The 25,508-nt window shown below is 61.0% G+C and carries 17 protein-coding genes; 6 read left to right on the forward strand and 11 right to left on the reverse strand.

The window, feature by feature from the left end:
- The first annotated feature begins 270 nt into the window (after nt 1-270).
- Together LI72_RS18960 and LI72_RS06655 are read left to right on the forward strand one after the other, a co-directional pair.
- A complete protein-coding gene (locus LI72_RS18960) occupies nt 271-1,566 on the forward strand; it encodes a hypothetical protein (protein ID WP_156139503.1) in 1,296 nt (431 codons plus the stop codon).
- Nucleotides 1,563-2,237 (forward strand): 4'-phosphopantetheinyl transferase family protein, encoded by a 675-nt coding sequence (locus LI72_RS06655; RefSeq protein WP_052129564.1) that lies wholly within the window; start codon nt 1,563-1,565, stop codon nt 2,235-2,237. Before LI72_RS18960 ends, LI72_RS06655 begins: the two co-directional genes overlap by 4 nt.
- Before the next feature lie 727 nt (nt 2,238-2,964).
- Here the strand turns inward: LI72_RS06655 and LI72_RS06660 are convergent.
- The 6 genes from LI72_RS06660 to LI72_RS06690 form a co-directional block, all read right to left on the reverse strand.
- A complete protein-coding gene (locus tag LI72_RS06660; RefSeq protein WP_033924971.1) occupies nt 2,965-3,441 on the reverse strand; it encodes a hypothetical protein in 477 nt (158 codons plus the stop codon).
- A gap of 9 nt (nt 3,442-3,450) precedes the next feature.
- Nucleotides 3,451-6,840, reverse strand: coding sequence for a beta strand repeat-containing protein (locus LI72_RS06665; RefSeq protein ID WP_231562382.1), 3,390 nt, complete (start codon nt 6,838-6,840; stop codon nt 3,451-3,453).
- Nucleotides 6,837-11,858 carry a hypothetical protein gene (locus LI72_RS06675; RefSeq protein ID WP_231562383.1) on the reverse strand — a complete coding sequence of 1,674 codons (5,022 nt, stop codon included), beginning with the start codon at nt 11,856-11,858 and terminating at the stop codon, nt 6,837-6,839. The genes LI72_RS06665 and LI72_RS06675 overlap by 4 nt, the downstream gene beginning before the upstream one ends.
- A 75-nt stretch (nt 11,859-11,933) precedes the next feature.
- Nucleotides 11,934-13,022, reverse strand: a complete 1,089-nt coding sequence (locus LI72_RS06680) for a hypothetical protein (RefSeq protein ID WP_231562384.1) — start codon at nt 13,020-13,022, stop codon at nt 11,934-11,936.
- Between the two features lie 35 nt (nt 13,023-13,057).
- Complete coding sequence (locus tag LI72_RS06685; RefSeq protein WP_052129565.1) at nt 13,058-13,510, reverse strand: hypothetical protein; 453 nt, start codon at nt 13,508-13,510, stop codon at nt 13,058-13,060.
- 52 nt (nt 13,511-13,562) lie between these two features.
- A complete protein-coding gene (locus tag LI72_RS06690) occupies nt 13,563-14,522 on the reverse strand; it encodes a hypothetical protein (protein ID WP_033924975.1) in 960 nt (319 codons plus the stop codon).
- 648 nt (nt 14,523-15,170) lie between these two features.
- Here LI72_RS06690 and LI72_RS06695 point away from each other — a divergent pair.
- Genes LI72_RS06695 through LI72_RS06710 form a run of 4 tightly spaced genes read left to right on the forward strand, consistent with a single transcriptional unit; the run spans nt 15,171 to nt 20,652 of the window.
- A complete protein-coding gene (locus tag LI72_RS06695; RefSeq protein ID WP_231562385.1) occupies nt 15,171-17,393 on the forward strand; it encodes a TonB-dependent receptor in 2,223 nt (740 codons plus the stop codon).
- A gap of 2 nt (nt 17,394-17,395) precedes the next feature.
- Nucleotides 17,396-18,613: a cytochrome P450 gene (locus LI72_RS06700; protein ID WP_033924977.1), complete on the forward strand. Its 1,218-nt coding sequence runs from the start codon at nt 17,396-17,398 to the stop codon at nt 18,611-18,613.
- Nucleotides 18,610-19,536 (forward strand): helix-turn-helix domain-containing protein, encoded by a 927-nt coding sequence (locus LI72_RS06705; protein WP_052129566.1) that lies wholly within the window; start codon nt 18,610-18,612, stop codon nt 19,534-19,536. Before LI72_RS06700 ends, LI72_RS06705 begins: the two co-directional genes overlap by 4 nt.
- Before the next feature lie 3 nt (nt 19,537-19,539).
- On the forward strand, nt 19,540-20,652 hold the full coding sequence (locus LI72_RS06710) for an NAD(P)-dependent alcohol dehydrogenase (RefSeq protein ID WP_156139506.1): 1,113 nt from the start codon (nt 19,540-19,542) through the stop codon (nt 20,650-20,652).
- A gap of 567 nt (nt 20,653-21,219) precedes the next feature.
- On the opposite strand, the gene LI72_RS06715 is transcribed toward LI72_RS06710, so the two are convergent.
- From LI72_RS06715 to LI72_RS06735, 5 genes are all read right to left on the reverse strand, one after another.
- The gene (locus LI72_RS06715) at nt 21,220-21,486 is read right to left on the reverse strand and encodes a hypothetical protein (RefSeq protein ID WP_033924978.1); all 267 of its coding nucleotides are present in this window, start codon (nt 21,484-21,486) and stop codon (nt 21,220-21,222) included.
- 62 nt (nt 21,487-21,548) lie between these two features.
- Nucleotides 21,549-21,869 carry a hypothetical protein gene (locus LI72_RS06720; protein ID WP_033924979.1) on the reverse strand — a complete coding sequence of 107 codons (321 nt, stop codon included), beginning with the start codon at nt 21,867-21,869 and terminating at the stop codon, nt 21,549-21,551.
- 392 nt (nt 21,870-22,261) lie between these two features.
- The gene (locus LI72_RS06725; RefSeq protein WP_331378075.1) at nt 22,262-22,993 is read right to left on the reverse strand and encodes a PP2C family protein-serine/threonine phosphatase; all 732 of its coding nucleotides are present in this window, start codon (nt 22,991-22,993) and stop codon (nt 22,262-22,264) included.
- The gene (locus tag LI72_RS06730) at nt 22,986-24,449 is read right to left on the reverse strand and encodes a hypothetical protein (protein ID WP_033924980.1); all 1,464 of its coding nucleotides are present in this window, start codon (nt 24,447-24,449) and stop codon (nt 22,986-22,988) included. Before LI72_RS06730 ends, LI72_RS06725 begins: the two co-directional genes overlap by 8 nt.
- Nucleotides 24,446-25,480 (reverse strand): DEAD/DEAH box helicase, encoded by a 1,035-nt coding sequence (locus LI72_RS06735; protein WP_033924981.1) that lies wholly within the window; start codon nt 25,478-25,480, stop codon nt 24,446-24,448. The genes LI72_RS06730 and LI72_RS06735 overlap by 4 nt, the downstream gene beginning before the upstream one ends.
- Between the last annotated feature and the right edge of the window lie 28 nt (nt 25,481-25,508).

The raw sequence follows: 25,508 nt of genomic DNA on the forward strand, positions 1-25,508 counted from the left end.
TATCCGACATGAATAACCCCCTCATACTTGGCTAAAGATTAGCCTGGCCAGCGCGCCACTCCCCCCGATTGGCTATTGCGCGTGGTTAATCGCGAGGCGTGCCTTGAAATGATTAACACTTGGTTAAGGCAGGTCCCTCGAATGCTGAAAGTGCCAAAACAGGACATTGTAAACTAACGTAAAATCAGGAAACGTGGTTAACTTAGGAGAAGATTAAAAGTTACTGTGCCAACGCCCTGAGCTTGTTCAAGCGATTGGGGGTGCGGCAGAATGGTGGCGTTGGAAGGATTGCTTGCTAGAAGCGATGAACGCACGGACACCAGCAGTCTGGATGCACCAGCAGCACCGCCTAGGCGTGGATCGCAGATTGCGCGCAAGGGCAAGGTCCGGAAAGGCGGTGTCAAGCAGGTCCAGGCCAAGCTAGCCAGGGTTTTCCTGCGGGGCGTGGAACCTGTGGTCGTTCGGTCAGCTCCTACCTCTGGGTCCCGTCTGCCTCGCGCCGACCTGCGCGGCCTGACAACGGCTCTGACAGCAAACCCGAAATCGCATCAGCATGTTGTCCACCGCGTCCGTTCGCGCCTCGTGCATATTCATGCGCTGCCCGCGACACATGTCCCAACACCCTCGCAGGTTCAGGCAGCGCTGGGGCACAACAGGTTGCAGCAATATGCGGAGCTGATGCCTGAACGCCGCACGGCCCATGTGCTGGCTGCGCTATCGACGCAGCTGGCCCGTCCGGCACAATCGCTTTCAGCTGTGGTGGACAGTCCCAACGTGCGCGACAACGAACTGCACGACGCCTATTTCTGCGTTGTCAGGGTCGATCCGCGCAACCTGGCAAGCCATGTTGAAGGAATCATCCTGGCGGCACAGGCCTTGCGGCGTGAGATGCGCAGCGGATCGGACCGCCTGGGCATTGCGGATTTTGGCGAGATTGCCGATGGCATCGAACTGGCCTTTACCCTTGCAACTGGCATCCGTTCGCCACGCATTGCCATGTTGCGGACTGTGCACCGGGCTGCTCTGTCGGAAACCATGATCGCCCGGCGGTGGATGCGAGGTCACCAGCTTTTTCTGGTCATTACCCAGGCGATGATCGCATCGCTCAACAACCTTGAGGTTATCGCCGGCCATGGTAGCGATGATTCGGAAATGGCGGGCGCAATTGAACAACTGGTCAGGCTGTTGCGTGCAGCTGCTGGTTCGATGCGGCTGACGGGCGACTTTCCGCCCGATATCTATGACACGATCATCCGCCCGTCCATGGCCCCCCCCGAACTGCCGGACGGTTTCAGCGGCATTTTCTCGAGCGATCACCGCTTCCTGGTGACCCGCCTCCGCGAGATCACTCCCAAGTTTAGCGGCCTGAAGGAACGCTTGCACGATGCCCACGCCCTTTTGGTAAAGGCATTTGCAGATCTGTATGATGACCACATCAACGTGTGCGCGAACTTTGTTTCGTCAGAGAAAAACAGTCTCCTGATGGCCGACGGCGCACGCTGCACGGCGCTTGAACAGCTTGGTAAGTTCAAGAAAAGCAGATTGAGACTTCTGGGTAAGCCATGATCTGGACCTCCCTCCAGCCGGTCGCTGATGGGAAGGCGGAATTGGCATGGGTCAGACCGTCACAAACGGATCTCAAGCCTTTCATCTACCTGTTGTCAGACGATGAGCGCGCGCGCGCAGCGCGTTTCCTGAACGAGGTCGACCGCAAGGCCTTTATCGCTGGCCGGGTCGCCGCGCGGTTGCTCCTGAGTGAACGAACAGCGCGATCGCCGCATTCCATCCGGTTCACCTACAGCAGCCATGGACGGCCGGCCGTCGATGATGGGCCCGACTTCAATATCAGCCATTCTGGCGATCACGTACTGGTGGCGTTGGCGCGCGATCCTGGAACCATGATTGGCATCGATGCCGAATGCCATGACAGGGCAACCGACTTGACCAAGGTTGAGCGGTTGGTGCTGAGCGGACCAGAAATCGCCTGGCTAAATGCCTGCGAGGATCGACGGGAGGCGTTTCTGCAACTCTGGGTGATGAAAGAGGCTGTCCTGAAAGCAACAGGAACAGGCCTATCGACCGATCCAAGAATGGTCTGCATAAATCCCCAGAACGCAAGCGTCCGCTGGACGGAAGGAGCGCCTTGCGGAAATTGGCAAATGCACCAGCTCGACCTACAATCGCGGATCACAGTCGCGCTCGCCCTTTTTGAACCCTTAGCGGAGGGACCGGGATAAGCTTGCTGCATCGACCTGCATCGTTTCTCCCAAGAGTGAAGCGTCGTTACTTTTACGGAGATATTCTTGCTGCCTTGATTCATCGATTGGAGGTGGCCTGAAGCTGGATGGCAGTTGCTGGCAAAACCGGCCGTTTGATCAGTCGGGCACGTACGACCGCTTCGTCCCAGCTCTGGACCTTCATGGGGAGTGACGCCCAGCAGAATGAATGTTGGGCTTTACTGCCCCCCCACATCGAAGGGTCGACTGGCGACCACTAGGACAGGGTTTAATCAAGCCTGTGGATGACACAGGAGACATTTTACCGCTCAGCAATGGCGCCATCCGGGTCATCACACAGCGGCGATCCTTGGACCTCCTCTTTCCCTCTATGCCCGCGCTCCCGTATGTCGCCAGCGGCGTGCGCAACCATGCCGAGGGGGCATCACTTCCCTCGGCCCGGCTGGCGATTGTGCGGCCTCGGCTGATCACATCGGCTCAATTACCCACCCAGTTTCGGGGCAATATGACCCGGCACCTCGGCATTTTATCGCCAGCGCCGCTTCCAGATGCGGTTGTTGATGTGGCAAGACACCGCCAGGCCGAATGCGCTTGGTGCTGAAATAGCGCGGTGCGGCACCGTGTACGAGTTCGCACCAGTCGAAGAGCATGTGCACAACCTGATTCTCACTGGGAGCGAACCAGTGATGAACCTCAAAGCTGTCGGTGTGTGCGATCTGATAGAGCCTCATATGGTCGGTCTTTCGTTTGGACTTGGATGCTTGGCTTCGGCGTGGATTTCTGTGCCTGGTGCCTCCGCCACAGCGTTTGCTGCCTCTGCGGCTAGAACCATGGCAGACTTAAGTTCTGGGTGAACCTCACCGCCGAGCCGCCTCGCCTCCATTTCAACAGCTGTTCTGAAAAACTCAGCCGACTGGGCCAACACAGCTCGAAGATGCGGGATAGATTCGTCGAATTCATGCCCATTTTCCCGAAACACCGACCCGATCGCAGCAACCATGTCGCTGTGGTCGCCTGCCAAAGATCTACGATTGGCTAGCGCACCCTTCGGGAGCAGGTCGTCCTTGATCGTGTCGAACGCAGCCAGCCCACCTGCCAGTCGGCGTTTCTGAAAGAGAGCCGCCGGGTCGACGTAAACCGGCCTCTTGATATCACTGTCGCTTTGCTTGCCATTCCGGGGCGGTTCGATCTCGTCCCGCCTCAATCCCGAGGTTCAGTTTATCCGCGCACGCAACTGGATCGAGAATTGATGTTCGGGTGCGCTATGCGGTAGCGAGCCCTTGGGGTTGAGACAGACATAGCGAACTAGCGGGTCATATCCAGCTGCAGGCGTATAGGTGCACTGCGCAAAATCAGTCGGCGCGGTTGCAGCGCTTGAAAACCGCATGTCTGTGGCGGGGGTAAAGGTGAGAAGCGGCGACGCGCTCGTAAACCGGACGATGCCCCCGAAGGCGGGTGTCTCTGCGTTGTAGAAGCTGTTGGTGTTGGTGATCGAGATCACGGTGAAAATCGAATTGCTTTGCGTGCTGCCCGCGCCGGTATTCGTGACGGTAGCCGTTAGCGACACATCCGATCCTGGCGTACTGAAAGCGTTGCCGCCACCGGGATCAAAGGGCTGGGTCGTAAGGGCGACATTGAGTTGCGCGGAACCTTGGGCCGTCGCTGTCGCCGAAAATTCCGATGTGATGTCCCACGCACCGCCAGCGGTCTTGCGGGTCGCGGTCGCACTGATGATGCTGCCAACGCTGATAGGGGCAAGCGAGGCAATGGCTCCGGTATAGGATTGTGAACCGCCATTATGGACTATGTCCACATGGCCGAGAAAAGTCTCTCCTTCGCCGAAACCGCTGCTGTCCGCCGCGCTATTGGCAAAAAATTCAATGCGGTAACCATTGCCGTCGGCAGGGCCATCAAAGGTGAAGCCGTAAATCAGCTGATTGGCGCTCGTCACACTGACCGATGTAATGGCTGGAAAATTGAGGAGATTGTTCGGTCCCGAATCGCCATCGCCCGAGTCATTAGCGGTCACGCCGTTCCCGCCAAGATCAATACCTCGTAGACCATTGGCAAAGATCCAGTTGCTGATCATGGCAGCACGGCCAGAACCGACCATTCGGATACCATCAGCCGCATTGTTTCGGATGGTGTTGCCGATCAATTGTAAGGTGCCGCTGCTCATATCCAGACGAACGCCGTCACGACCACCAAAGGCAACGATATTGCCCTGACCAGCACTGCTGCCACCGATCAGCATATTCGTATGAGTGCCGCTACCTCCAATAAACAGAAGGTCCTCAATAGTGTTTGGCGCGATCTGGGACGCTCCATCAGCACCAATGCCGAGAGAGTTGTTCTGAATCACGGTGTTGGTGCTGCTGCCACCAAACATTTCCAGCAGACTTGCGGTATACCCGCCGATGACATTGTTGCGGATCACCAGATCGGTCACCGTTGCAAACTGGACACCGATTGCATCGCGGGCATTGGCAGCCGCGTTCTGGCCATTGGCGACGGCAGCATTGCCGGTGGCATCCGTACCAATATAGTTGCCATCGATGGTGATATTGAGATTGGTTAGGCCAACTCTAATAGCGCGCAAGCGGTTGCCGCCGATGATATTGCGGCCCTGTGCTGTACCGTTTCCAATGCTGACGGCGCTTGCTCCGTCGATCCAGATGCCCTCTCCTGCGTTGGCAAGGGTACCGCCGATGGTAGCGATTGGCTGGATCAAATTGCCAAGAATGGTGATATTGCTCGAAACGTTGGTCGCATAGATTGCATCGGTTCCGTTGCCGCCTATGTTATTGCCTTGACCTATTGTCACGCCACCGATTTCGACGGTGTTGACGTTGTTGAGATGGATACCGCGAGCCGCCGCTGCAGCTATGGTGTTTCCCCGGATGGTGATATTGCTGACCGAACGGAGATCGATACCATCACTGTTGCCCGTGATGAAATTGCCTTCGGTGGATCCCGTGCCTCCGATCAACACGTTGTTGATGCTGTTTGAGTCGAACAATATCCCGTCACCACCATTACGCAGCCAAGCGGTTTGAGTCCGGTTAGCACCTATGATGTTCGACTGGATACGGATTTGGCCATCAGATGGGCTGACCCGGTCATCGGTCTCGAGGACAATCCCTCCGTTGCCATTGTTGCCGGAGATGAGATTTCGCGTAATGTCGCGCCAAGTTGCCGTACCAAAGAAATTGTTGATTCCACTGCCATTTGCGCGGGCCGTTATTCCTGTTGCATCCGTGCCGATGAAATTGCCCCGAATTGCGCTATCCGTGCTTCCCTGTTCGGTCACCACACCAACGATGAAATTGGCCGAAATCACGTTGCCCTGGCCGGCATCCAGACCGCCGATCCGCATGCCTGCTCCCAGAGACCGCACGCCTCTGTTGTTGCCGCTGCTCGTCCCGTTGGCGAGCAAGCCGAGATAGTTGCACTGGATCATGGCATTGCTGCTGCCGGACAACAGCCGGATGGCATTTTCAAAACCGGTCAGAGACAGTCCCTTGATGGTCTGATTGCTGCCGTTCAACTGGAACCCCTCGAACCCGCCGCCGCGCAAATTGATGCGAAGGTCGTGTCCGTTACCTAACCACAGGTCGCGGCACTGAGTACCGGACTGGGTTGTACCGTCGATGGTCAGCCCATTGGCCGTAAGAACCGGCAGGGCAGTCGACAAGGTTATCGTATGCGGCCCAGCACCAGGGATGGCAAAACTGATCGTCGCAGTTGTACCTTGGGTATTGGCGAACTGGATTGCATTGCGGAGTGACCCGCTACCGCTGTCATTGGTGCTTTTGACAATCAGGGGGTCAGCTGGCCGCAACGCGATGAGGCCCATCCCCCAGCCCCCTTGCGCATTGAATGTATAGCTCATGGTTGTGCTGGTTGACGCACCAGTCCGGGTACTGCCCGCGCCGATAACATCGGCGGCATTCAAGATATTCCAGCGACTTGTCTGCTCCGCACCGGCCGTGACGGCGCTGACCGAATCATTCGCCGCGATTACCGCAAGGATCAGTTGGTTGGTCGCGCTCGCCACACTGGCAGAGGCTGTTAAACCACTGGTGCCGCTGGCAAATTGCGACGCGGCGATTGGGCTGGTCTGGTCGACTCCACCGAATGATATTGCACCGACTACAACTGCGGCACCGCCACTCAGCGTCACAACCACCTGATTGGTCCCGGTGACAGGCGCGGTTCGTCCCCAGACGTCGAGTGTCGCAGTGGTATTCGCGTCGGTAATTCTACCGAGGAAGGTTAACGCCTGACCGGCATAGGTGATCGAGTTGACGGTGGCGTCTCGCCGCTCGATCGCCACCGACACGATAAGATATCGGTCCGCGCCGGTGCCCACCGTGTGGTTCATGCTGACGGACGAGCTGGCCGCCTCGACTGCGGTGGCGGGATCGACGGTAATGGTCTGGGCGTCGGCCTGCCCTACCCCCGCCGCAGTCAAGACTACCGCAGCGAGATACATCGCCAGGCTACGGATCAGACTAGGGCAGGCCGATGCGCCCCGCCGGCCAACACATTTGGTGTTCGCCAGTATTGGTATCCGGGAAGAGACAAAAAGCATCATGATCACGCGCCGTTCCGCCTGAGAAACGCAAAGCTGTCCTGATCGATCTTGGCGCGCACGACCAGGAAGAGGCCTTTCCGGCTTGCGCGGACATCGTCAAAATCCGGATCGTCAAAACCGCTGGCGTTGTAACCGACCGTCACCAGGGTGCCCTTTGCCGGAGAAAAGCCGATGCTTGGCCCAATGGCATAGGAAGCGTCGCCATCGGTCAGGCTGCGGCGCACGGTTGCGCTGAAGCCAAGCTCGACGCGCTTGCCAAGCCCCTGGCGCATATCCAATCCGGCGACCACGCTGGTGCCAGCCAAATCATAGTTATCCACAGCCTCCAGCGAGTGGCGGGCGGCGAAGAAAAAGCCGATTTCGCTCGCGCCGCTTTCGCCTTCGTCATTGCGCGGCGACCAGTTGCCCGACAGGCTGCCAATGAAGCGCCGGGAGCGCCCGTCGCCAGAGATGGTCAGGGCGCTGCGGCCCACCGGTCCAACCTCGCCTGCCGTTGCCCCCTTCACCATATCCGATCGATATTCCAGCTTGCCCAGCAAAGCCACCGATGACTCGGCGGGGCGGAATGCCATCGCCAGCGACGCATCGATGACCTCGCTCCGGGTGCCGGCTGCCGCACCTTCGCCCGAAGCCTGGGTCCAGACAAAGCCTGAACCCACCACACTCCCCTCGCCGAGCTGGCGGATCATCCCGAAGGTCAGCCCCTTGCGATCAGCCAGTTCCCCGTCCCTCCATTCGCCGCGGCCAGTTGCCGACCAGCGATCCTTGCGCCAGTTGGCCCCAAAGGTGATCGCCGTGAAATCTTCGAACAGGCCCGCACCGTCGCCCAGTTGGCCGCCGCTTGCCAGCGGCTGTGCAGGATTGATGGGCAGGATGGCCCGTCCGCCCAGCTTGCGGTTGCCATCGACCGAAACATCGAGGCCAAGCTCGGGCGTAATCTGGAAATTCTGTGCAAGGCCCGCCGCGGCATAGGTGCGCTTGCCCTGCTCGGAAATGTCGGATTGGCCGAGCGTCGAGGTGATCCTCGCCCCGTTCCAAGGCGTCAGCTCGATCCCGCCGCTGAAGGTCCGCGCGGCTAGCCCTGCCCCTTCGGCAATCTCATAACTGGCAAGCAGCCGGGTGCTGGAGTTGAGCGCATAGCGCGCGCCGATGCGATAGCGTTCGGGAAGATCAACCGAACCTGCCGTGCCTAGCGCGATGCTGGACGACAGTTCCAGCTCCAGTCGATCGCCAAGCAGTCGCCGCGTCACGGCCCCTTCTGCAACCGAAGACTCCTGACGGCTGCCGTCGCTCAGGCGGTCCGAAAAATGGGCAAAACCAAGCCGCCAATCACTCTTCTGGGTGCGGTAGACGGCGTTGATTTGGGCGGCATAGCGCTGGCTTTCATCGATCAGGCTCTGGTCCAGCCACGTGCTGGCGGTGATCGATGCAACGGCGTCGAGCGCAAAGCGCGCATCAACCCCGAATTTGCGTCGTCCCTTCTCGGCGAGGTTCTGCTGACCGATACCAAATTCCGGAGCGATCGATCGGGCATAGGCGAGCACATCCAGCTTGCCCGAATGATGCTCGGCCTCGACCTGCCAGCTCAGTCCGCGCTCTGGCGCCATATCACTGGCAGCCACTTCGCCGCGCAGTTCGGTATCCTTCCCCAATTGGGCGCGCACATCCATCGCCACCAGAGTACCGCGCAGACCATTGGTGCTGTCGGATATCGCGGTTGTGCCCACGACCAACGCCCCGTCAAACGCCGTATAGTCCGCCCGGATCCCTGCGTTCATTGAGGAACGCCCCTGCCCTTCGTCCACCTCATAGTCTATGACGATGAAGCGAGGGTTGAGGTCTGCATCACGGCTGAGGATCGGCTGGCGAAAACGGATAGTCGCCGATAGCAGATCAAGGTCATAGTCGACAAATCGTATCAACTCTTTTTGTGAAACAATGACTTCTGACCTAAATCTATCACGAACTTGCAAGATGATACGTTCACTGTTCGGGACGATCGCGCGGGTGGAGAGGCGATAGGGTCCTGTCAGACCATTGCCTTGGAACTCATCACGGCGTTGCGTGCTGGCCGTCTTGGCGGCAAAGGCTTCGACATGCCATTGTCCATCGCGAGCCTCGACCCTGGCTCCGGTCAGGGTGCGGCGATATGCGGCAAGATCGGTCTGGTCAAAACCTGTGACAAAGTCGCCATAAAGGGCGTTAAACCCTTCACTTTCAATCCTTACGTACAAGCGCTCGCGGCTGACGGCATCGAACCGGCGATCAGAACCATCGCCGAAGACGGTGTAATAGCTGTTGGGGTCGATGACCCCCAGCAACTGCTGCTCGGCACGTTCCTTCGCCGAATCATAGGCTGCGGTCAGGAGAAACTTACCCAGAACCTTGCCCTTGGTATAAAACGCAAATCGGGCATCCCTGCCGATACCGCGACCTTCAGGTGCGATCTGCTCCATGAGCCCGGCGATGTTCGCCGCGCCAGCGGCACCTTCGGCCAGTGCGATCAGTGTCCAGGGCTGATCGCCTGGTGCCATCCACGTGTCAATGCGCTGTTCGCGGCGCACGTCGCCATCCTGGAACACAAATCCCAGACGCAGCGCTCCGCTGACCATGGTCGGCGCCAGTTCGATCAGCGCGATCCCATCGTCACCCTCGATCATCCAGCGCGGAGCAACGGCACCCGATCCGCTTAACTGGCTGAGTTGCAAGGCCTCCAGCGCGGCCGCGCTTTCATAAGGGGCGTTGATCGACAGCTGACCCGTAAGCCCGCTCCGTGCGGGCCGTCCCGTGCGGTCGGTGAGGCGGACGGCGATAACCGGGCGTTTGCGGCCATCGGCGATCAACGAAGAACGGTCCTTGATCAATTCTGCGCTGATGGGTGCCCCGCTATAGTTCACCACCCGCTCCAGGCGTCGCACCTCGGCACCCTGTGTCTCGACCAACCTTGCCACCAGCAGGTTGGCGCCATCGATCAGAGGAACGCCGCGCCAGATGCTGACCGCATAGCGTCTGTCTGCAGACATTGTCGTGCCATCAAACGCCAGATCCCCTAGCGCTTTGCCTTGCACGCTCAGTTGCACCTTGTGGTTGGCGCGGTGGCGGATGACCACCCGCAAAGCAGGTGCCGAAGGATTGTGCGTTTCAAGCGGAAACAGAAAATCATCTGGTCCGTCACCCAACGCCAGCCAATTGGTATCGGCACCAGCCGCCTTGCGGGCACGCGCTTCGGCATCAGCCTCCTGATCCGGCATGGTCGGAAGAGCCGTGCTGGGCGAAGGTAGCGCATCGGCTGCGACGGCAGGTGCGGTTTTGGTGGATGGCGGTTTGATGGAATTGGCTAGCCGGATGACAAAATCAGCCACGGCGAGGCTGCCGCCCTGCCCGATCACGAAACGCGAGATCGCGCTGCCCGCCGAACGCACCGATGACGCGCATTGCTGGGGCACCGCGCCGCTCGGCAGCGAGTGCCTGGCGATCTGCACAACATGCGTGCCGGGCAGCACACCCTCGAAATGGTAACGGCCATCCGCATCGGTGATGGCGAAACTGCCGTCTTCCATCATCACCTGAACACCCGCCAGCCCCTCACGCACGGGGCCGCCGCATTCACCCTGGGTGATACGACCAATGATCGTCATGCGGCTGGCAATGACGTCGCGCTCAACACGCACCGAAGAGTTGGCTCTGACAACCATCTCGCGGGAGTCGGTCAGCGTTGCCACATTCTCTGCATAGCCAGCCGCCACCTCTTCGCGCACACGCATGACATAGGTGATCTTGCGAGCTTCACCCGGTGCTATCCGCCCCAGACGAAGGGTAAATCCCCGGCCATCCGGGTCCATTGAGATGGCTGCGGCAGGCGGGTTCAAGCCATCCACCCGGATGCTGCCGGGCCGGAGCCGTAGGCCGGAACGAGCCCGATCGCGCACGACCACATCGCGCATGGCGATGCTGGGGTCAGGATTGCTGGCGAGCAGGGTGTAGATCAGCAGCTCGCCGGGATGGACCAGCGACTTGCTGGCTGACTTGGTCAGCATCGCCTGGGTAGCGGCGCGATCGATGGGGATATCGATCCGGACAGGTTCGACACCCGCGACCTCAAATGCCCTGCCAAACGATCCTTCCGTAAACACCAGCGGCTGGCCATCCATCCGGCGCAGTCCGGCCAGATGAGTGCGTGCCATGGTCGAGGGGGCGGAAAATGGCGCAGGCGGCTGGACGACAAGCCTGTAGCTGCCGGGAGCAACCAAGGGGAAACGATATTCGCCGTCCTGCATCGGATAGTTGGCGCCTGAGCCATCTGTAACAGGCTGGCCGCTGACCACATCAGAGGGCCAGGGCGTAATGCCATCTGCTGCATAGACCACCGCCGGTTGGCCGCTGGCATCCACCAGCGAGACGCGGGCTCCGGAAACCGGGCGGCCATCCTGCGAATCGACAACAAGCCCAAACGGGTCCACCAGAATGCGCACCGTGCCAGCCGGAACCTGCCGACCGGCAACATCCAAGATGGCCAGCTGTACCAACTGCCCGCCATTGACGGCCAGTTGGCAATCGCTGCGGGTAAAGCCCCTCTCGGCACGTTGGGTCGATATGACGCCGGCAAAGACCCCACTGGAACTGGCGGTTTCCCTGAACCCGAACCGCTCCGAATCCTGTCCATCGGCCTGCATTTCGACCCAGACCGTTTCGATACTGGCCGAATCCCGGTTCATCTGCGGGGCAGAAATCTGGAGAACCAATCGCTCGCCAGCTAAAATTGCGTCGGTCGCAGCCAAGGGGATGGATTGGTCGTCACCGCGCGATCCGTTTTGGGGAGTTGCGCTGGCGCACTGACCTGACGGTACCAGCGTAGTCACACCTGAGGATGCGGGGCGGAATATCCGCACAGCGATGGCTGGCTGGCTGACGTTTATGCTGATCGTGTTGGAGCTGTTGGCAAAGTCACGCCCCAGCGCAGACCAGCGCGCCTGAGCGGTGGACACGACATCGCGCGCTGCGACTTCGGCGGTCGAGAGTGCCAAAAGAAGCAGAAAAAGCGTTGCAAGAACGCCAAATGGTCGGCGGAGAGAAACCACCTGCCTGCCATCGTTCTCTGGTTACTTGACTTCGGCCTGATAGACGAGTGTCAAGGTGCTGCCCGCCGCCAGGTTGCTGAGAGTGCCACTGACGACACCGGCATTGAAGGTGCCGCCTGCCGTGCCATCATTCTGGCAGACACCGCTCACGACTGTTCCATTGAGGCGGATCGAGTTTGCGACATAGGTCATATCCGATGAGACCTGAGCGCTGACAGTCAGTCCGCTCGCGGTCGATCCGCCCGCAGCATTGCTGACCGCAACGCAGAACTGCACGATCGCTCCAGGGATGATCTTTGGATTGGTCGTGGTGTTGACCGGATCGCTGACAACCGTGCTGGTCTTGTTAACCGTCAGTGCCGCGGTGCTGACCCGATAGTCATTGATGACTCCGAACTGGCCATCATTGGCGGTATCGCCCGAACCTGCACCATCGGCAAACGCGGTATCCACGCCGGCGGTATTGGCCCCCGTCGTCTGCGTCAGCACGGCACCCTGGGTGTTCGCAGCGCCGCCAACAGCGGCCGTGGCGGTCAAGCGAACCGTGGCGATATCCCCCGTGGCCCGGCTGTCCGGAATGTTGGCGACCACAAACAGAACCCGGTTTGCGTCGGCGGCAACCTCATCAAGATAGGTGACCTGAACATCGGTGCCATCATCATAGGTGCCGTTGCCATTATCGAGGTAGACGCCAACGATGGATGCATCGAAATTGTCGGTTCCAGGACCGAAGGCCGACGTTGCGCCATTGCCCAGCTGGATGGCGGACAACGAAAAATCGAGCGTATCGTTGCTCAGATTGTCCAGCCTGAACGTCGTCACCGCGCGCTGTTGCAGCGGCGCCACGATCACGGAGGCGGTATCGGTCCGCGTCACCGTCAAGTTGACCTTTCGGTCAACTTTCACGGTCGCCGACGCCGTCGCCGCCGTCTGCTGAACGCTGCCCACACTGTATCCCACAGTCACCTGATTGGTGATGTCGGTACCGGCAGGCGTGCCTGCGGCAAATGCCGGCGTGCTGGCCATTGCCAGCAGGCCCAATGTGCCAAAAGCCGGCACGCGCCAGCGATGGGGCAAGGTCTGGCAGATGTTGGTGCTCTTGATCGACATGTCGGTTTCCTAGGTTCTGGATCGTGCGTGCAAGGTCAATTGACGGTACCGAGATAATGAACGCTGCCCTTCGCCCCGATATCGATCTGGGCGATGATCCAGCGCAGGTTGGTGATGTCTTCGAGCGACGCAGAACGGGTCTGGCCGTCCGGACCGACCACGGTCAGCCGGTCGAGAAGGTCGAACGTCTTGCCGCCGTCGACCGAAACAAGCTGACCGGGGTCGATCGCCCTGACCTTGACCGACGGCGGGACAACGCACGTGATGATGAAGTTGGTCAGCGCCACGTTGTTCTGGTTCTGATAATCGAAAACCAGCTTGAGCGTGTCGCCCGGCACCACCGTTTCGGCTGCGACCCACTCGGCCCGGCTGTTGCCATTTTCCATGACCTGCCGCTCGACCAGAATGCCGCTTGAGATCGCAACTTCCTCAGCCCTGACAGGGCTGGCGAAAGCCAGGCCGAAAGAGGCAAATAGGGCAATTGCCAAGTTTTTTGCGTTACGGGTCATGGTTTTACAGTCCATAATTGATACAGCTTGTTCATTGGATCTGAAGGCGAAAGGCGATGGACCGGCTGGTTCCGCCAGCGAGGTTTCCCAGCCGGACCTCGACAAAATCCTTGTTCACGGAACCGCCGTCGGTATCGGCAATGTCGCTCAGCGAAGCGCCATCCAGCGTGAGGGTGGACGCGACATAGCGCGTGCCCGCCGGGACAGGGCTGGTCACCACCAGATTGCTGACTGCGCCAGAGCCTGTTACCTGCGTGTTCAATGTCATGGTGACAAAGGCGCCCGGGACCGGCTCATTGCCGCCGAAGGGATCGCTGATCGTGGCCGACTTGACGATCGAGACCGTGGCACTCTGGATAACCAGGCTGCCGATGGCTTGCGCGCGTCCGCCACTGCTGCCGATGATGGCATCGACGCCTGCGCTGCCCTGCCCCGCCAATGCAGTCCCGGGCGTGCCAGTTCCCGTCACGGCTTCTGCCAGCAATGTGACGCGGCCCTGCTGGCCATCCGCCGGAGACCCACTGGCTCCGGCGATGACAAACACCCTCAAGCTTGTATCCGGCGCGATCTCAGGCGTCGCCGCACCGGGTTGGATCAGCAGATCGACCCCTTCATCGAACACGCCATTGCCATTGCTGTCGATAGCAATCGCTTTCACCACCGGATCAAAGTCGCTGCCGGCGACAGGGCGGGTGGAAAGGCGCATTGCCTCGGACCCGTTGCCGGTATTGACGACCGAAAAGGCCAGGACCGCCTTGTCGCCAGCCAGACCCACCGGCCCGGAATCCAGCAGTGTCAGCGTCGCATCAATGACCTCGTCGACCCGCAAGGCAACGCGGTTGGAAGACACGCTACCGCGCCCGCCAGCACTATCGTAGCTGGCGGTTGCAGTGCTCTCGATCAGACTTCCCGCCGTGACACCTGCCGCATGGCAAGGTGTCGCAACCGCGAAGACCAATCCGGCAACTATCAAGCCGATCCTGACATCCATGCTGACAATTTATGGAGAAAGCCTCAAATTTGTGTTAATTTTGGGGTACGAAAAATTAACCATCTTTTAGAATGACTTGGGCTGTGATTCGTCGCAGGTCCAGTACCGTCGGTTTCAGTTCGGCTGCGTGTTCACGTTCCCGACGGGAGAACCGCCAGGAGATGCCATTTTGAAAACGGCCTAACACAGTTTTCCTCGCAACCAGTTTAACCCGGTCGAGAACGGCAGGTTTTAATAGAACCGGTCGTTTGCAGCAGCAGTAGCAAACGACGGGGTTGTCCCACGAAGCGGCGTTCCGCTTCGGGCAGCACGCGACCAGATCCAGCCATGCACTTCGGTCAGGCGCAATGTCTGCCTTCGCCGAAAGCCGCTCCGCGCATATTGAGATTAATCGCGGACTCTACTACCGACTGAAACTGGGCAAAAATGTCGACAGAGCTTGCATAAACCCCTGTCGATCGAACAGTGGCATCGCAACATTATGAAGCGACATCGACCTTTCGCGGCTTTGAGTGCGCCAGTCCGGCAAAAGCAAGAAATGTCAAATTCGGCGGCAGGCACGGCTAAAGCCATCTCGCCCCACCGTCGCTAAACCTCCCAGCATAGACAAGACCCGAGAAAGGGTCGGTTGCATGAGGGAGACGGATGATGAACGGCCTGACCTGGGCGCGGCGCATGATGGTGGCGCTCGCACTTTCGACATCGAGCATGGCGCTGGCGCAGGAAGCGCCAGCAGGGGACGACAGCGCCGCCGAGGCCGGCGAGATCATCGTCACCGCGCAGCGGCGCGAACAGTCGCTTCTCGAAGTTCCGGTCGCCGTCACGGCGCTTGGCGGCGATCAGCTCGCCCAGCGCGGAATCAGCAACTCGGCGCAACTGGGCGAGGCGGTGCCCAACCTCCAGATCAACAGCCCCTATGGCAGCACTCAGCCCAATTTCTCGCTGCGCGGCATCGGCGTGGCGAACGAATATAACAGCAACCAGGCCTCGCCGGTGGGCGTCTATCTGGACGATGTCTATCTCGCACCGCGCACCAGCCATGGTATGGGCCTGTTCGATCTCGACCGGATCGAGGTGCTGCGCGGGCCGCAGGGCACGCTGTTCGGCCGCAACACCACCGGCGGCGCGATCAATTTCATCACCCGCAAGCCCAACCTTTCGGGCACCAACGGCTATGTCCAGCTCGGCTATGCCAATTTCGATACCTTCACCGCGCAGGGCGCGGCAGAGGCGACCCTGGCCGAGGATGTCGCGGGCGTGCGGCTGGCGGTTAACTATGCCAAGGGCGATGGCCAGATCCGCAATGTCTTTCCCGGCGGACGCGATGCGGCCTCGGTTGATACGCTGCAGGGCCGTTTCTCGCTTCGGGTAAAGCCGATAGACACGCTCGACATCGTGCTGCGCGCCTATGGCGGGCGCGATCGAGGCACGCAGGCTGCGGTGCATGGCCTTGGCGCGTTTCGCGCGGGCCTGGGCTTTTTCGAGACTAACGAGAACCGCATCGGCAACAACAATACCGATGCCTGGGGCTTTTCCACCAATATAGCGCTGGAGCTTTCCGACCGCTGGAGCCTAGCGTCGATCACAAGCTATGATGGCGGCAAGCAGAACCTGCAACAGGCCGCCGACGGGTCGCCGCTCGACCTGCTCGATATCAACTGGAGCTCGCGCTATCGCCAGTTCAGCCAGGAACTGCGCACCAATTACGCCAGCGACACGATCGATTTCGTAGGCGGCCTCTTCTACGGCTGGGACCGCAACATCACCGACAACACGTTCAACCTGCCGCTGCCCCCGGCGGGCGGGTTCTTCCAGCACTATCGCCAGGTGCGCAAGAGCTATGCGATCTTCGGCCAGGCGGACATCACGCTGGCCGAGCGGCTGGTGCTGACGCTGGGCGCGCGCTACACCCGCGATCGCTCACGCTATGACGATGCGTTCGCCTTCCTGTTCGTGGGGCCGGTGGGCGGTCCACTCACCCCGATCGCGACCACCGTGCCGTGCCCCGGCGTCGCGGGAACCTGCGCCTATAATCCGGCGGCGCGCTTCGCCCTGGCCGATACCAACAAGGCGCTGACCGGACGCATCGCGCTCAGCTACACGTTCGACAGCGGCACGCTGGTCTATGCCAGCTACAATCGCGGCTATCGCGCGGGCGCGATCAATGGCGGCGGCTATACCTCGTCCTCGGGCATCGGCTATATCGAGCCCGAACGGGTCAACGCCTATGAGCTGGGCATCAAGGGGCGCACCGACGACCGGGTGTTCACCTATGCGGCATCGGCCTTCTATTACGATTATTCCAACCAGCAGCTGCAGGATACGCGCGCCGGACCGGTCTCGTTTCTGGTCAACGCACCCGCATCCGAAGTCTATGGCGTGGAGCTGGAGACCACGATCCAGCCGACCGACGCCCTGCGCATCAACGCTGCGCTGGGCTGGCTGAAGTCGCGCTACAAGACGCTGACCCTGCAGGGCGCGAACCTTTCGGGCAACGACCTTCCATTCGCGCCCGAGCTGACCGGACAGCTGGGCCTGGAATGGGACGTGGCAGAGGTTGCAGGCGGCAAGATCACCTTCGCGCCGAACGTCGTCTATTCGAGCCGCCAGTTCTTCTCGCCGTTCAACAACGACAACGCGCCGCGCACCGCGCAGCTCAATTCGGAGCTGCAGCAGGGCGCCAATGCCAAGGTTAACGGCACGCTGAGCTGGTCGGATGACCGCATCACCGTGCGGCTGTTCGCCAACAACCTGTTCGACCGCAAGACCTATGGCTATGGTCTGGATCTGAGGGGCGCGGGCTTCCCGTACAATTTCCTCGTGCCCAGCGCGCCGCGCACCTTCGGCGCCAGCGTCCGGTTCGGCTTCTGACCATGGCCGCGATCGATCTCAAGGATCCGGACCTGTATCTGGACGGCATGCCCTATGCCCGGCTGGCCGAGTGGAGGGCCCGGGGGCCGGTCCACTGGAACCCGGAAAGCGACGGTGCGGGGTTCTGGGCGGTGCTGGGGTTCGACGAGATCATGGCGGTATCGCGCCAGGCCGATCTGTTCTCTTCGGCCTATGAGAATGGCGGGCACCGGATCTTCAACGAGAATGAGATGGGCCTTGCCGGCACCGGGGATTCGCCGATCGGCATCCCCTTCATCTCGCGCGACCCGCCGGTGCACACGCAATATCGCAAGTTCGTGATGCCCGCGCTGTCGCCCGGTCGGCTGGAAGGGATTGAAAGGCGCATCGAGGAGCGGGTCGAGCGGCTGTTCGCCGAGGTACCGCTGAACCAGACTGTCGACATCCTGCCGCTATTCTCGGTGCCGCTGCCGCTGCTGACCCTGGCGGAGCTGCTCGGCGTGCCTGCGGACATGTGGCGCGACCTGCACCGCTGGACCGATGCGTTCATCGGCGAGGACGATCCGGAGCTGCGCCAGTCGCCCGAGGCGATGCAGGCGGTGCTCGGCGAGTTTATCGGCTTTGCGACCGAGTTGTTCGCCGCGCGCCGCGCCGCGCCAGGGCCGGACCTCGCCTCGCTGCTCGCCAATAGCGACATTCATGGCAGCCCCGCCGAACTGCCCGATTTCATCGGCAATCTGGTGCTGGCGCTGGTCGGCGGCAATGAGACGACGCGCAACTCGATCAACCACAGTCTGATCGCCTTTGCCGAAAATCCCGAACAGTGGGATGCCATTCGTGCCGACCCGGCGCTGATCCCCCAGGCGGTGAAGGAAATGGTGCGCTTTGCCAGCCCCGTCATCCATATGCGCCGCACCGCGATGCGCGATACCGAGCTGGGGGGGCAGGCCATCCGCAAGGGCGACAAGGTCGTGATGTTCTATCCCAGCGGCAATCGCGACGAACAGGTGTTTGCCGATCCCGATCGGTTCGACATTGCGCGTGCGATCCGCCAGCATCTCGCCTTCGGCTTCGGCACGCATGTCTGTGTCGGATCGCGCTTGGCGGAAATGCAGTTGCGTCTGGCCTTTTCCTGCCTCGCCCGGCATGTTCGCTCGATAGAGATCGCGTCGACCCCGCGGCGGGTGCGGTCGAACTTCATCAACGGCTTCAAGCAGCTGGAGGTCAGGCTGGTTTCATGAGCACGCGCCCGGTACATCGCACCCCCGAGCCCGCCAACGACCGCTGGCAGAACAAGGGCATCATCTGCGACGTTCTGGGCCGCGCGCCCGATGTCGAAATGGGGTCGATCGGCGAGGGCTGGTCGCTGTGCCGCTGGCGCCAGTTCGTCGGCAGCTATACCTTGCCCGCGCTGCCGCAGCCGATCTTCACCGTGCATGTCGCGGGCAAGCCGCAGGTCAAGACATGGGACCGCGGCGGCTGGACGGAGACCAGCTCGATCCCCGGCTGCGCCACCATAGTGCCCGCGGGCATGCCGACCGGCTGGCTGGTCGATGGCGAACTCGATGTCGTGACCCTGTCGATGTCCTCCGAGGTGCTGGCGGGACAGCCGCATGCCGAGCAGTTCAACAAGATGCGCTTTGCCTTTGCCGATCCGCTGGGCGTCGCGCTGACGCGGCAGATCCTGGCGGAGCTCTACGCGCCCCAGGCCGAGGAGCGCACCGCCTATGTCGCCGCGATGGTCGGCGCGCTCAAGGCGCATATCCTTTCGGGCCCGCCTGCGCATGGCCATGTGACTGACATTCCGGTGTCTGATTTCTCGGCCTATCGCCTGCACAAGATCATGAACGCGGTGCTCGCGCATCCCGAGGGCGAGCACAGCCTGGAGGCGATGGCGGCGATGGCCGGGGTGACCCCGTCGCATTTCTGCCGCCAGTTCAAGAAAGCGACCGGAATCTCGCCGCACCAATATGTCATGAAGGCCCGGCTCGACCGCGCGCAGCAAATGCTGGTACAGACCGATCTCAGCCTCGCCTCCTTGTCCGAGGCGACCGGCTTTGCCAGCCAGAGCCATTTCAGCCGCGCCTTTCGCAACTGGTTCGGCATAGCGCCCAGCGATTATCGCCAGCAGGAATGGAAGCTGCTGGACCTGAACCAGGAGTAGAAGATGGTGGAAGCACTGGCCGCACTGGCGCACGAACCGGGCGGCGATTTCACGATCGAGCCGATCATCGTCGAGGAGCCGCGCAAGGGCGAAGTGCGCGTCGCGATCAGGGGAGTGGGCCTATGCCATACCGACCTGATCTTCCGCGACCAGATCGCCCCGTTCGCGCTGCCCGGCGTGCTGGGGCATGAGGGCGCGGGCGTCATCGACGCGGTGGGCGAGGGTGTCGAGGGACTTGAGGTCGGCGACGAGGTGGTGATCGGCTTCTCAAGCTGCGGCAGTTGCCCCCGCTGCGCAGAGCATCTGCCGAGTTATTGCCAGAGCTTCATTCCGCTCAATTATGCGGGGATGCGGCTGGACGACGGCAGCACCGCCTATGCCAAGGATGGCCAGCGGATCACCTCGCATTTCTTCGGCCAGTCCTCCTTTTCCGCGATGACGATCACGCGCGCGCGCAACGTGGTGAAGGTGGACACGTCGCATGTGCCGATCGAGCTGCTCGGGCCGCTGGGCTGCGGTTTCCAGACCGGGGCGGGCGGGGTGATGCGATCGCTGGCATGCCCTGCGGGGTCGAGTATCGCGATCTTCGGTGGCGGCCCTGTCGGGCTCGCCGCCGTCATGGGGGCGGTCATCCAGGGCTGCTCGACGATCATTCTGGTCGAACCGATCGCCGCGCGGCGCGCCATCGCGCTGGAACTGGGCGCGACGCATGTCATCGACCCTGCCGACGCCCCCAATCTGGCGGCAGCTCTGCGCGCCATCCTACCGCAGGGGCTTGATTTCGCCTTCGATACCAGCGGCGTCGTGCCGGTGATCGAGGCGGGACTGGCGGCGCTCGGCAGCCATGGGGCGATCGGACTGGTCGGCGTGCCGGCAAAGGCCGATGCGGCCATCAGCGTCAACGTTGCCGCGCTGATGACCCCCGGCCATCGCGTCATCGGCATCATTGAGGGCGACAGCGATCCGCAGCGCTTCATTCCCGAACTGATCGAGCATCATGCCGCTGGACGCTTCCCTTTCGACCGGTTGATCCGCACCTTTCCGCTTGCCGAGATCAACGAGGCCATCGCCGCCCAGGCGCGGGGCGAGTGCATCAAGGTGGTGCTGATCCCCTAGCTGCGCGCGCTTTTGCACTTCTGTATGATCTGGCCCGACGACAACGAAGGTCATGACGCGGGTGTCTGATTTGCAGCTGAGTGGAATTGCCACCGATCTGCGATCGTGCAGGGCATATCTGGCAAATAAAAGCGTCGTTTACTTGCCGTGCTGTATGGCGATCCAGCCGAAATTCGCCTTTGCGGCTGTAGCCAAGTCATCAAACCAAGGCGACCGGTTTCAGCTAATACAGACATTCCCGGGCGCTATTGTGACTGGCAGCTTTGTCCCAGCTCTGGACCTTCATGGGGAGTGACGCCCAGCAAAATGAATGCTGGGCTTACTGGCCCCCCCACATCGAAGCGTCGACTGGCGACCACTAAGACAGGGTTTAATCGAGCCTGTGGATAAAGAAGAAGAGATTTTTTCGGTCAGCAATGGCGCCATCCGGGTCGTCAGACAGCGGCGATCCTTGGACCTCCTCTTTCCCTCTATGCCCGCGCTCCCGTATGTCGGCAGCGGAAAGCGCAACCCAACCGAGGGGTAGTCACAACCCCTCGGCCTGGCTGGCCATCAGTCAGAAGCGGCTCAACAAATTGGCACGATGACCCACCCGGTTTCGGGATAATATGACCCGGCACCGCGACACTTTCTGGCGAGCGCCGCTTCCAGGTGCAGCTGCTGATGCGGCAAGACATCACCAGCCCGAATTCGCTTGGTGCTGAAATAGCGCGGTGCTTCACCGTGCACGAGCACGCACCAGTCGAAGAACATATGCACAACCTGATTCTCACTGGGAGCGAACCAGTGGTGAACCTCGAAGCGGCCGGTGTGTTCAATCTGATAGAGCTTCATATTGTCAATCATTCGTTTTGTCTTGGATGCTCGGCATCCGCGTCTGCGCTGACCACGGACGCTCACGCGTGGAGTTCGACGCGAGGAAGCATCGTCCACCCGGTGTCATCGCTAAAGGTTGCAAGCCCCTCGCGCCCCTCGCCCTGCATCGCTTGCGTGCTTTGCATGAACCTCCCTGCCCGCTTGAACCGAACCATCCGGTCGATCGAAAAGTCGCCGGGCGCATTGCCCAGCAAGGACGCCCATTGGGCGACAAACATCGCAGCTGCTCCATCTTGGCTACGAGCGAAGGCGAACAGCGTGCCGAGCCTATGGTTGATCCTGAACAGGTTGGTGGTGGTCGCAGGCAGATGCGCCGTGTGTTTGGTCGTGTCGTCATTCATTTCCTGAACCTCATATCTTCGTTGGTGAGGTTCATTGTCTAGCTCTTACTCACTTGGCATGCGGGTGGCTAATGACTTGAAACACATGGGAAATGGTCTCGTAGGCCCGGCAGAGCAGCCGCTGACGCGAAGCGGCGACTTTGTCCGTCTGAGGGCTTATTGTGTGCGAGAGTTGGGCAAGGCTGGGCGCACCTAGTCTACCTAGCACGGGCAGGCCGAACTGCGCGGTCGGTACGACGGCGAAAAGAATCGACACCGATTGTGCTGGCGGCGGTGACCACCGGCTCGGCTTGCTCAAATGGCAATTGCCGGCCTTCGAAAATGTGTCGTCCGTTCTAGGACGTGAAGCCCAAAAAGCCTTCCGACAACATGGTCGAGCGGCACCAGCGAGTTCACCCCGTAATGCGCACCACCACGACGGTGATATTGTCGGCGCCGCCCGCATCCAGGGCGGCCTGAACGAGGGCATCTGCGGGGTCGTCAGGATGGCGTGACAAAAGTGCCTCGATCTCCTCGTCCTCGACCATGTCCGTTAATCCGTCTGAACAAAGCAGGATCGCATCCGTGCTCCCTAGGTCGAACCGGAAGATGTGGGGCACGATTGGTCTGGGAGTGAGTGTACCGCCCAGAGATTGCGTCAGCGCATGACTTCGTCCGCCTGTCGAGCCGCGTGGAGGGGTGTGGTCCCGGGTAACGAGTTGCAACTGGCCCGAGGCAAGCAAGTAGCCGCGACTGTCGCCGACATTGAAAACGATCCCGGTGCGACCTGTCACCAAGACGCCGACTACGGTGCTGCCCATCGCGGGGCTGCCCTCCGGCGATCGCATCGCGAGAAACATGCGGCCATTCGCTTCGCTGATTAGGCGATCAACGTCCACGTCGGTGGCCCCGGGCGGAACCAGCTTCGAAAGGCTGTCGATAACGATCGCGCTTGCCAGCGCGCCCTGCCGGTGGCCGCCCATCCCGTCGGCGACTGCGGCCCACAGTCCTTCCCGTCGAACCGGGCCTTTCCACCGAGCGACGCCAGCCTTGGCGCACCAATCACCGACTTGGCAACTGTCTTCATTTTGGGCGCGCACTCTGCCGGGGTGCGTTGCCGCCCAAGCTCTAACCCCGTCAAGCACCGCGAAACTCCGTCCCGGCAATTGCGATGTCGCGTATGCGATCTACGAGCTCCTTGGCGCGAACTACGAAACCCTCGACACGCTGAAACCCCGTGCGTCGACTGACCTCGCCAAGGAACGGCCGGTTGGACACGACGGCGAGCTCGTCGTCCTGAATTAGGACAAAAACGTCCGCGCGCTTCATCTGAATTAATCGAAGCGCGTTCCGCTTAGATCGCTTGGTCAGTTCCACAACAGGATCGTAGGCGTCTTTGGACCGGCTTTCCAGCTGCGGCACTATGAATGACGCGATGTCGACCTCGACGCGCTCAGCGGCGAGGCGGTCCAGATCGCGCAGGAGGTATGGGTTCACGTAGCCGGCAGAGAGGCCTGCGCTAGTGATCAACAGTGAGCGCGTCGCGTTCTCCAACGCTTCTTGGAGGAGCTCGTCTTGTTCGAACGGCGCCATCTCGCGAATAGGAAACGTGTCGAGATCGTGACGCGCGATTGAGAGACGCTCTTTCGCCGCTTTCAGCGCAGTGACGGCTGGCCCTGCGCGCCCCGACCGCTGCGCCATAGCGGCCGGTTCGGCAGAGCGCACCTCTTCTGCGGCATCGGCCTCCGCCTTACGGAGCGCTGGCATGCGAGCGGGATCGGGCAGTCGGCAGATCACGTCCTTTCCAAGGAACCGTTCGAGCGCGCGCCTGCCGTCGCGCTCCGAGACCGCCTTGAGAAAGCCCATTTTGCGTGGGCCACCATGTTGCGCGAACGTGCGCTCATGCGCTTCCGAAACCTGTCCGTCGATTGCGAAGGCAACTTGGACTTCGGCACCGCGTTCCGCAGCGTAGATGAGCGCGACTGCCTCGCGGAACACGTTGTTGCGGCGCACGACCCGCTTTAATGCGAGCACGGTGCGGCGGAACTCCTCGCCGCCCTGTCGTCGGATTACCCGCGCCACGTCGGGGATCGCCAGCTCACCGATGGCTGGAGGCTCGGCAGGATAGGGACGGATTTCGACGGCACCGTGCTGCCGCAGTTCCGCAGCTCGAACTACGCTCTGACCAGCCAACCGGATCGGCGTTCGCCGGATCCCGTCGTAGTCGATGACTAGCATCTCCTCTTGAGGCACCTCCTCGAGTTCCTGAGCAAGCCGGTGCTCTCCAGCTTCGGTAAGGCGAAACTTCTCGCCTCCTCCAGGAAGGAGCATGCGAGCCGCGTGTCTCTCATTCACTAACCCGTCCATCGCTGCGCGGACGAGGTCTGGTTTCAGCCCAAGCATCGCAGCGATGGCAGTCTCATCCTCCTCGCCGAGCGCCATGCCACGCATGACAAATTCCTGGATGGCGGGAATTGAGCGCAAGGAGGTGGTGACCGCCTCGATGGTCAAGCGGAAGACGGGTAGCCCTGCCTCGGCATAGTCGACGAGGACGAAGCCCTCCCTGAATTGGTGGCGACGCGCGACTTCGGCAGGTGTCACGTTAAGGTCTCCGTGGTGCAGGTAGCTTCATGCTTGTCGAGGTGTTCGATAACCTTCTTAAACGGGTTGCGGCCGCGCACCGCCCGACAGAATACTTGGTCGCCTACGATCACCAGCGCGCTTTTTCCGCGTGACAGCGCAACGTTGAGGCGTGGCCGTTCCTTGAGGAATCCCAATTTATTGGCATCGTTGGACCGGACCACCGAATAGATGCAGACGTCGGCCTGACGTCCTTGGAACGCGTCGACGCTGTTGCACGTGACATCGAGGTCCGGCCACTCTGCAACGCCACGCGATGCCATGTCGCTAAGCGCCTCCACCTGCGCGGTATAGCCGGCTATCACCGCCACGCTGATTCGCCTCTTCTGAGCCTTGATGACGAACTGCAGGCGCTGGAGGATGCTGCGGATGGCTGCAACCTCGGCAGGGTTGCTGAAGGTCTGACCCTCCCTCCGCTCGCCTCGGTTGGCCAAGGCGTGGGTAGAATACCACGTCACCGGTTTCGGGAAAGCGTGCTGCAGCTTTAAACCATGCGAACGAATAGGGCTCTCGAGGTCTCCACCATAGAAGCATTTGCTCACAAGATCACCAATGGGCTCGATCATACGGTATTGGTTGCGCAACCGTGCGCGGTTCGATTTGGGAAGCCCGGCCTGCGCGTCCAGCAAACGGTCGAGCAGGGTTGCACGGACCTCCGCATCGTCGAAGTTATTCAGGAGCTCGTCGCCGAAGTCCTCGAAGAAGGGTGGCAGCTGCTTGGGATCCCCGACTATGATCCAGCGCCGGCTGCGCGCCATGGGGATAAGTATCTCGGTCGGTGTCGCTTTTGACGCCTCATCGACGATGCAGAGGTCGTAAGCGACTTCCTCCATTCCCTTCACGCCGGCGACCCCGACGCACGTCCCTGCGATGACTTGGGCTGAGGACAGCAACGCCGCGTTAAAGTCGCTGGAACGGCCTACCCTAAGCTGCCAATCCTCGAGCAGCCGGAGCCTCTCGCGGCACGCGACTTCGATAGGCCCGGTCGCCATGAGGTGCCCAGCCCACTCTGCCAACTCC

This window comes from Sphingomonas sp. 35-24ZXX (genome assembly GCF_000786215.1).
GTDB lineage: Bacteria > Pseudomonadota > Alphaproteobacteria > Sphingomonadales > Sphingomonadaceae > Blastomonas.

Excerpts from the sequence above, each read along its gene's own strand:
- LI72_RS06710 (WP_156139506.1), top strand. The coding sequence starts at position 19,540 with ATGGTGGAAGCACTGGCCGCACTGGCGCACGAACCGGGCGGCGATTTC.
- LI72_RS06690 (WP_033924975.1), bottom strand. The coding sequence starts at position 14,522 with ATGGATGTCAGGATCGGCTTGATAGTTGCCGGATTGGTCTTCGCGGTT.
- LI72_RS06700 (WP_033924977.1), top strand. The coding sequence starts at position 17,396 with ATGGCCGCGATCGATCTCAAGGATCCGGACCTGTATCTGGACGGCATG.
- LI72_RS06735 (WP_033924981.1), bottom strand. The coding sequence starts at position 25,480 with ATGGCGACCGGGCCTATCGAAGTCGCGTGCCGCGAGAGGCTCCGGCTG.
- LI72_RS18960 (WP_156139503.1), top strand. The coding sequence starts at position 271 with ATGGTGGCGTTGGAAGGATTGCTTGCTAGAAGCGATGAACGCACGGAC.
- LI72_RS06715 (WP_033924978.1), bottom strand. The coding sequence starts at position 21,486 with ATGAAGCTCTATCAGATTGAACACACCGGCCGCTTCGAGGTTCACCAC.
- LI72_RS06680 (WP_231562384.1), bottom strand. The coding sequence starts at position 13,022 with ATGTCGATCAAGAGCACCAACATCTGCCAGACCTTGCCCCATCGCTGG.
- LI72_RS06695 (WP_231562385.1), top strand. The coding sequence starts at position 15,171 with ATGAACGGCCTGACCTGGGCGCGGCGCATGATGGTGGCGCTCGCACTT.
- LI72_RS06720 (WP_033924979.1), bottom strand. The coding sequence starts at position 21,869 with ATGAATGACGACACGACCAAACACACGGCGCATCTGCCTGCGACCACC.
- LI72_RS06705 (WP_052129566.1), top strand. The coding sequence starts at position 18,610 with ATGAGCACGCGCCCGGTACATCGCACCCCCGAGCCCGCCAACGACCGC.
- LI72_RS06655 (WP_052129564.1), top strand. The coding sequence starts at position 1,563 with ATGATCTGGACCTCCCTCCAGCCGGTCGCTGATGGGAAGGCGGAATTG.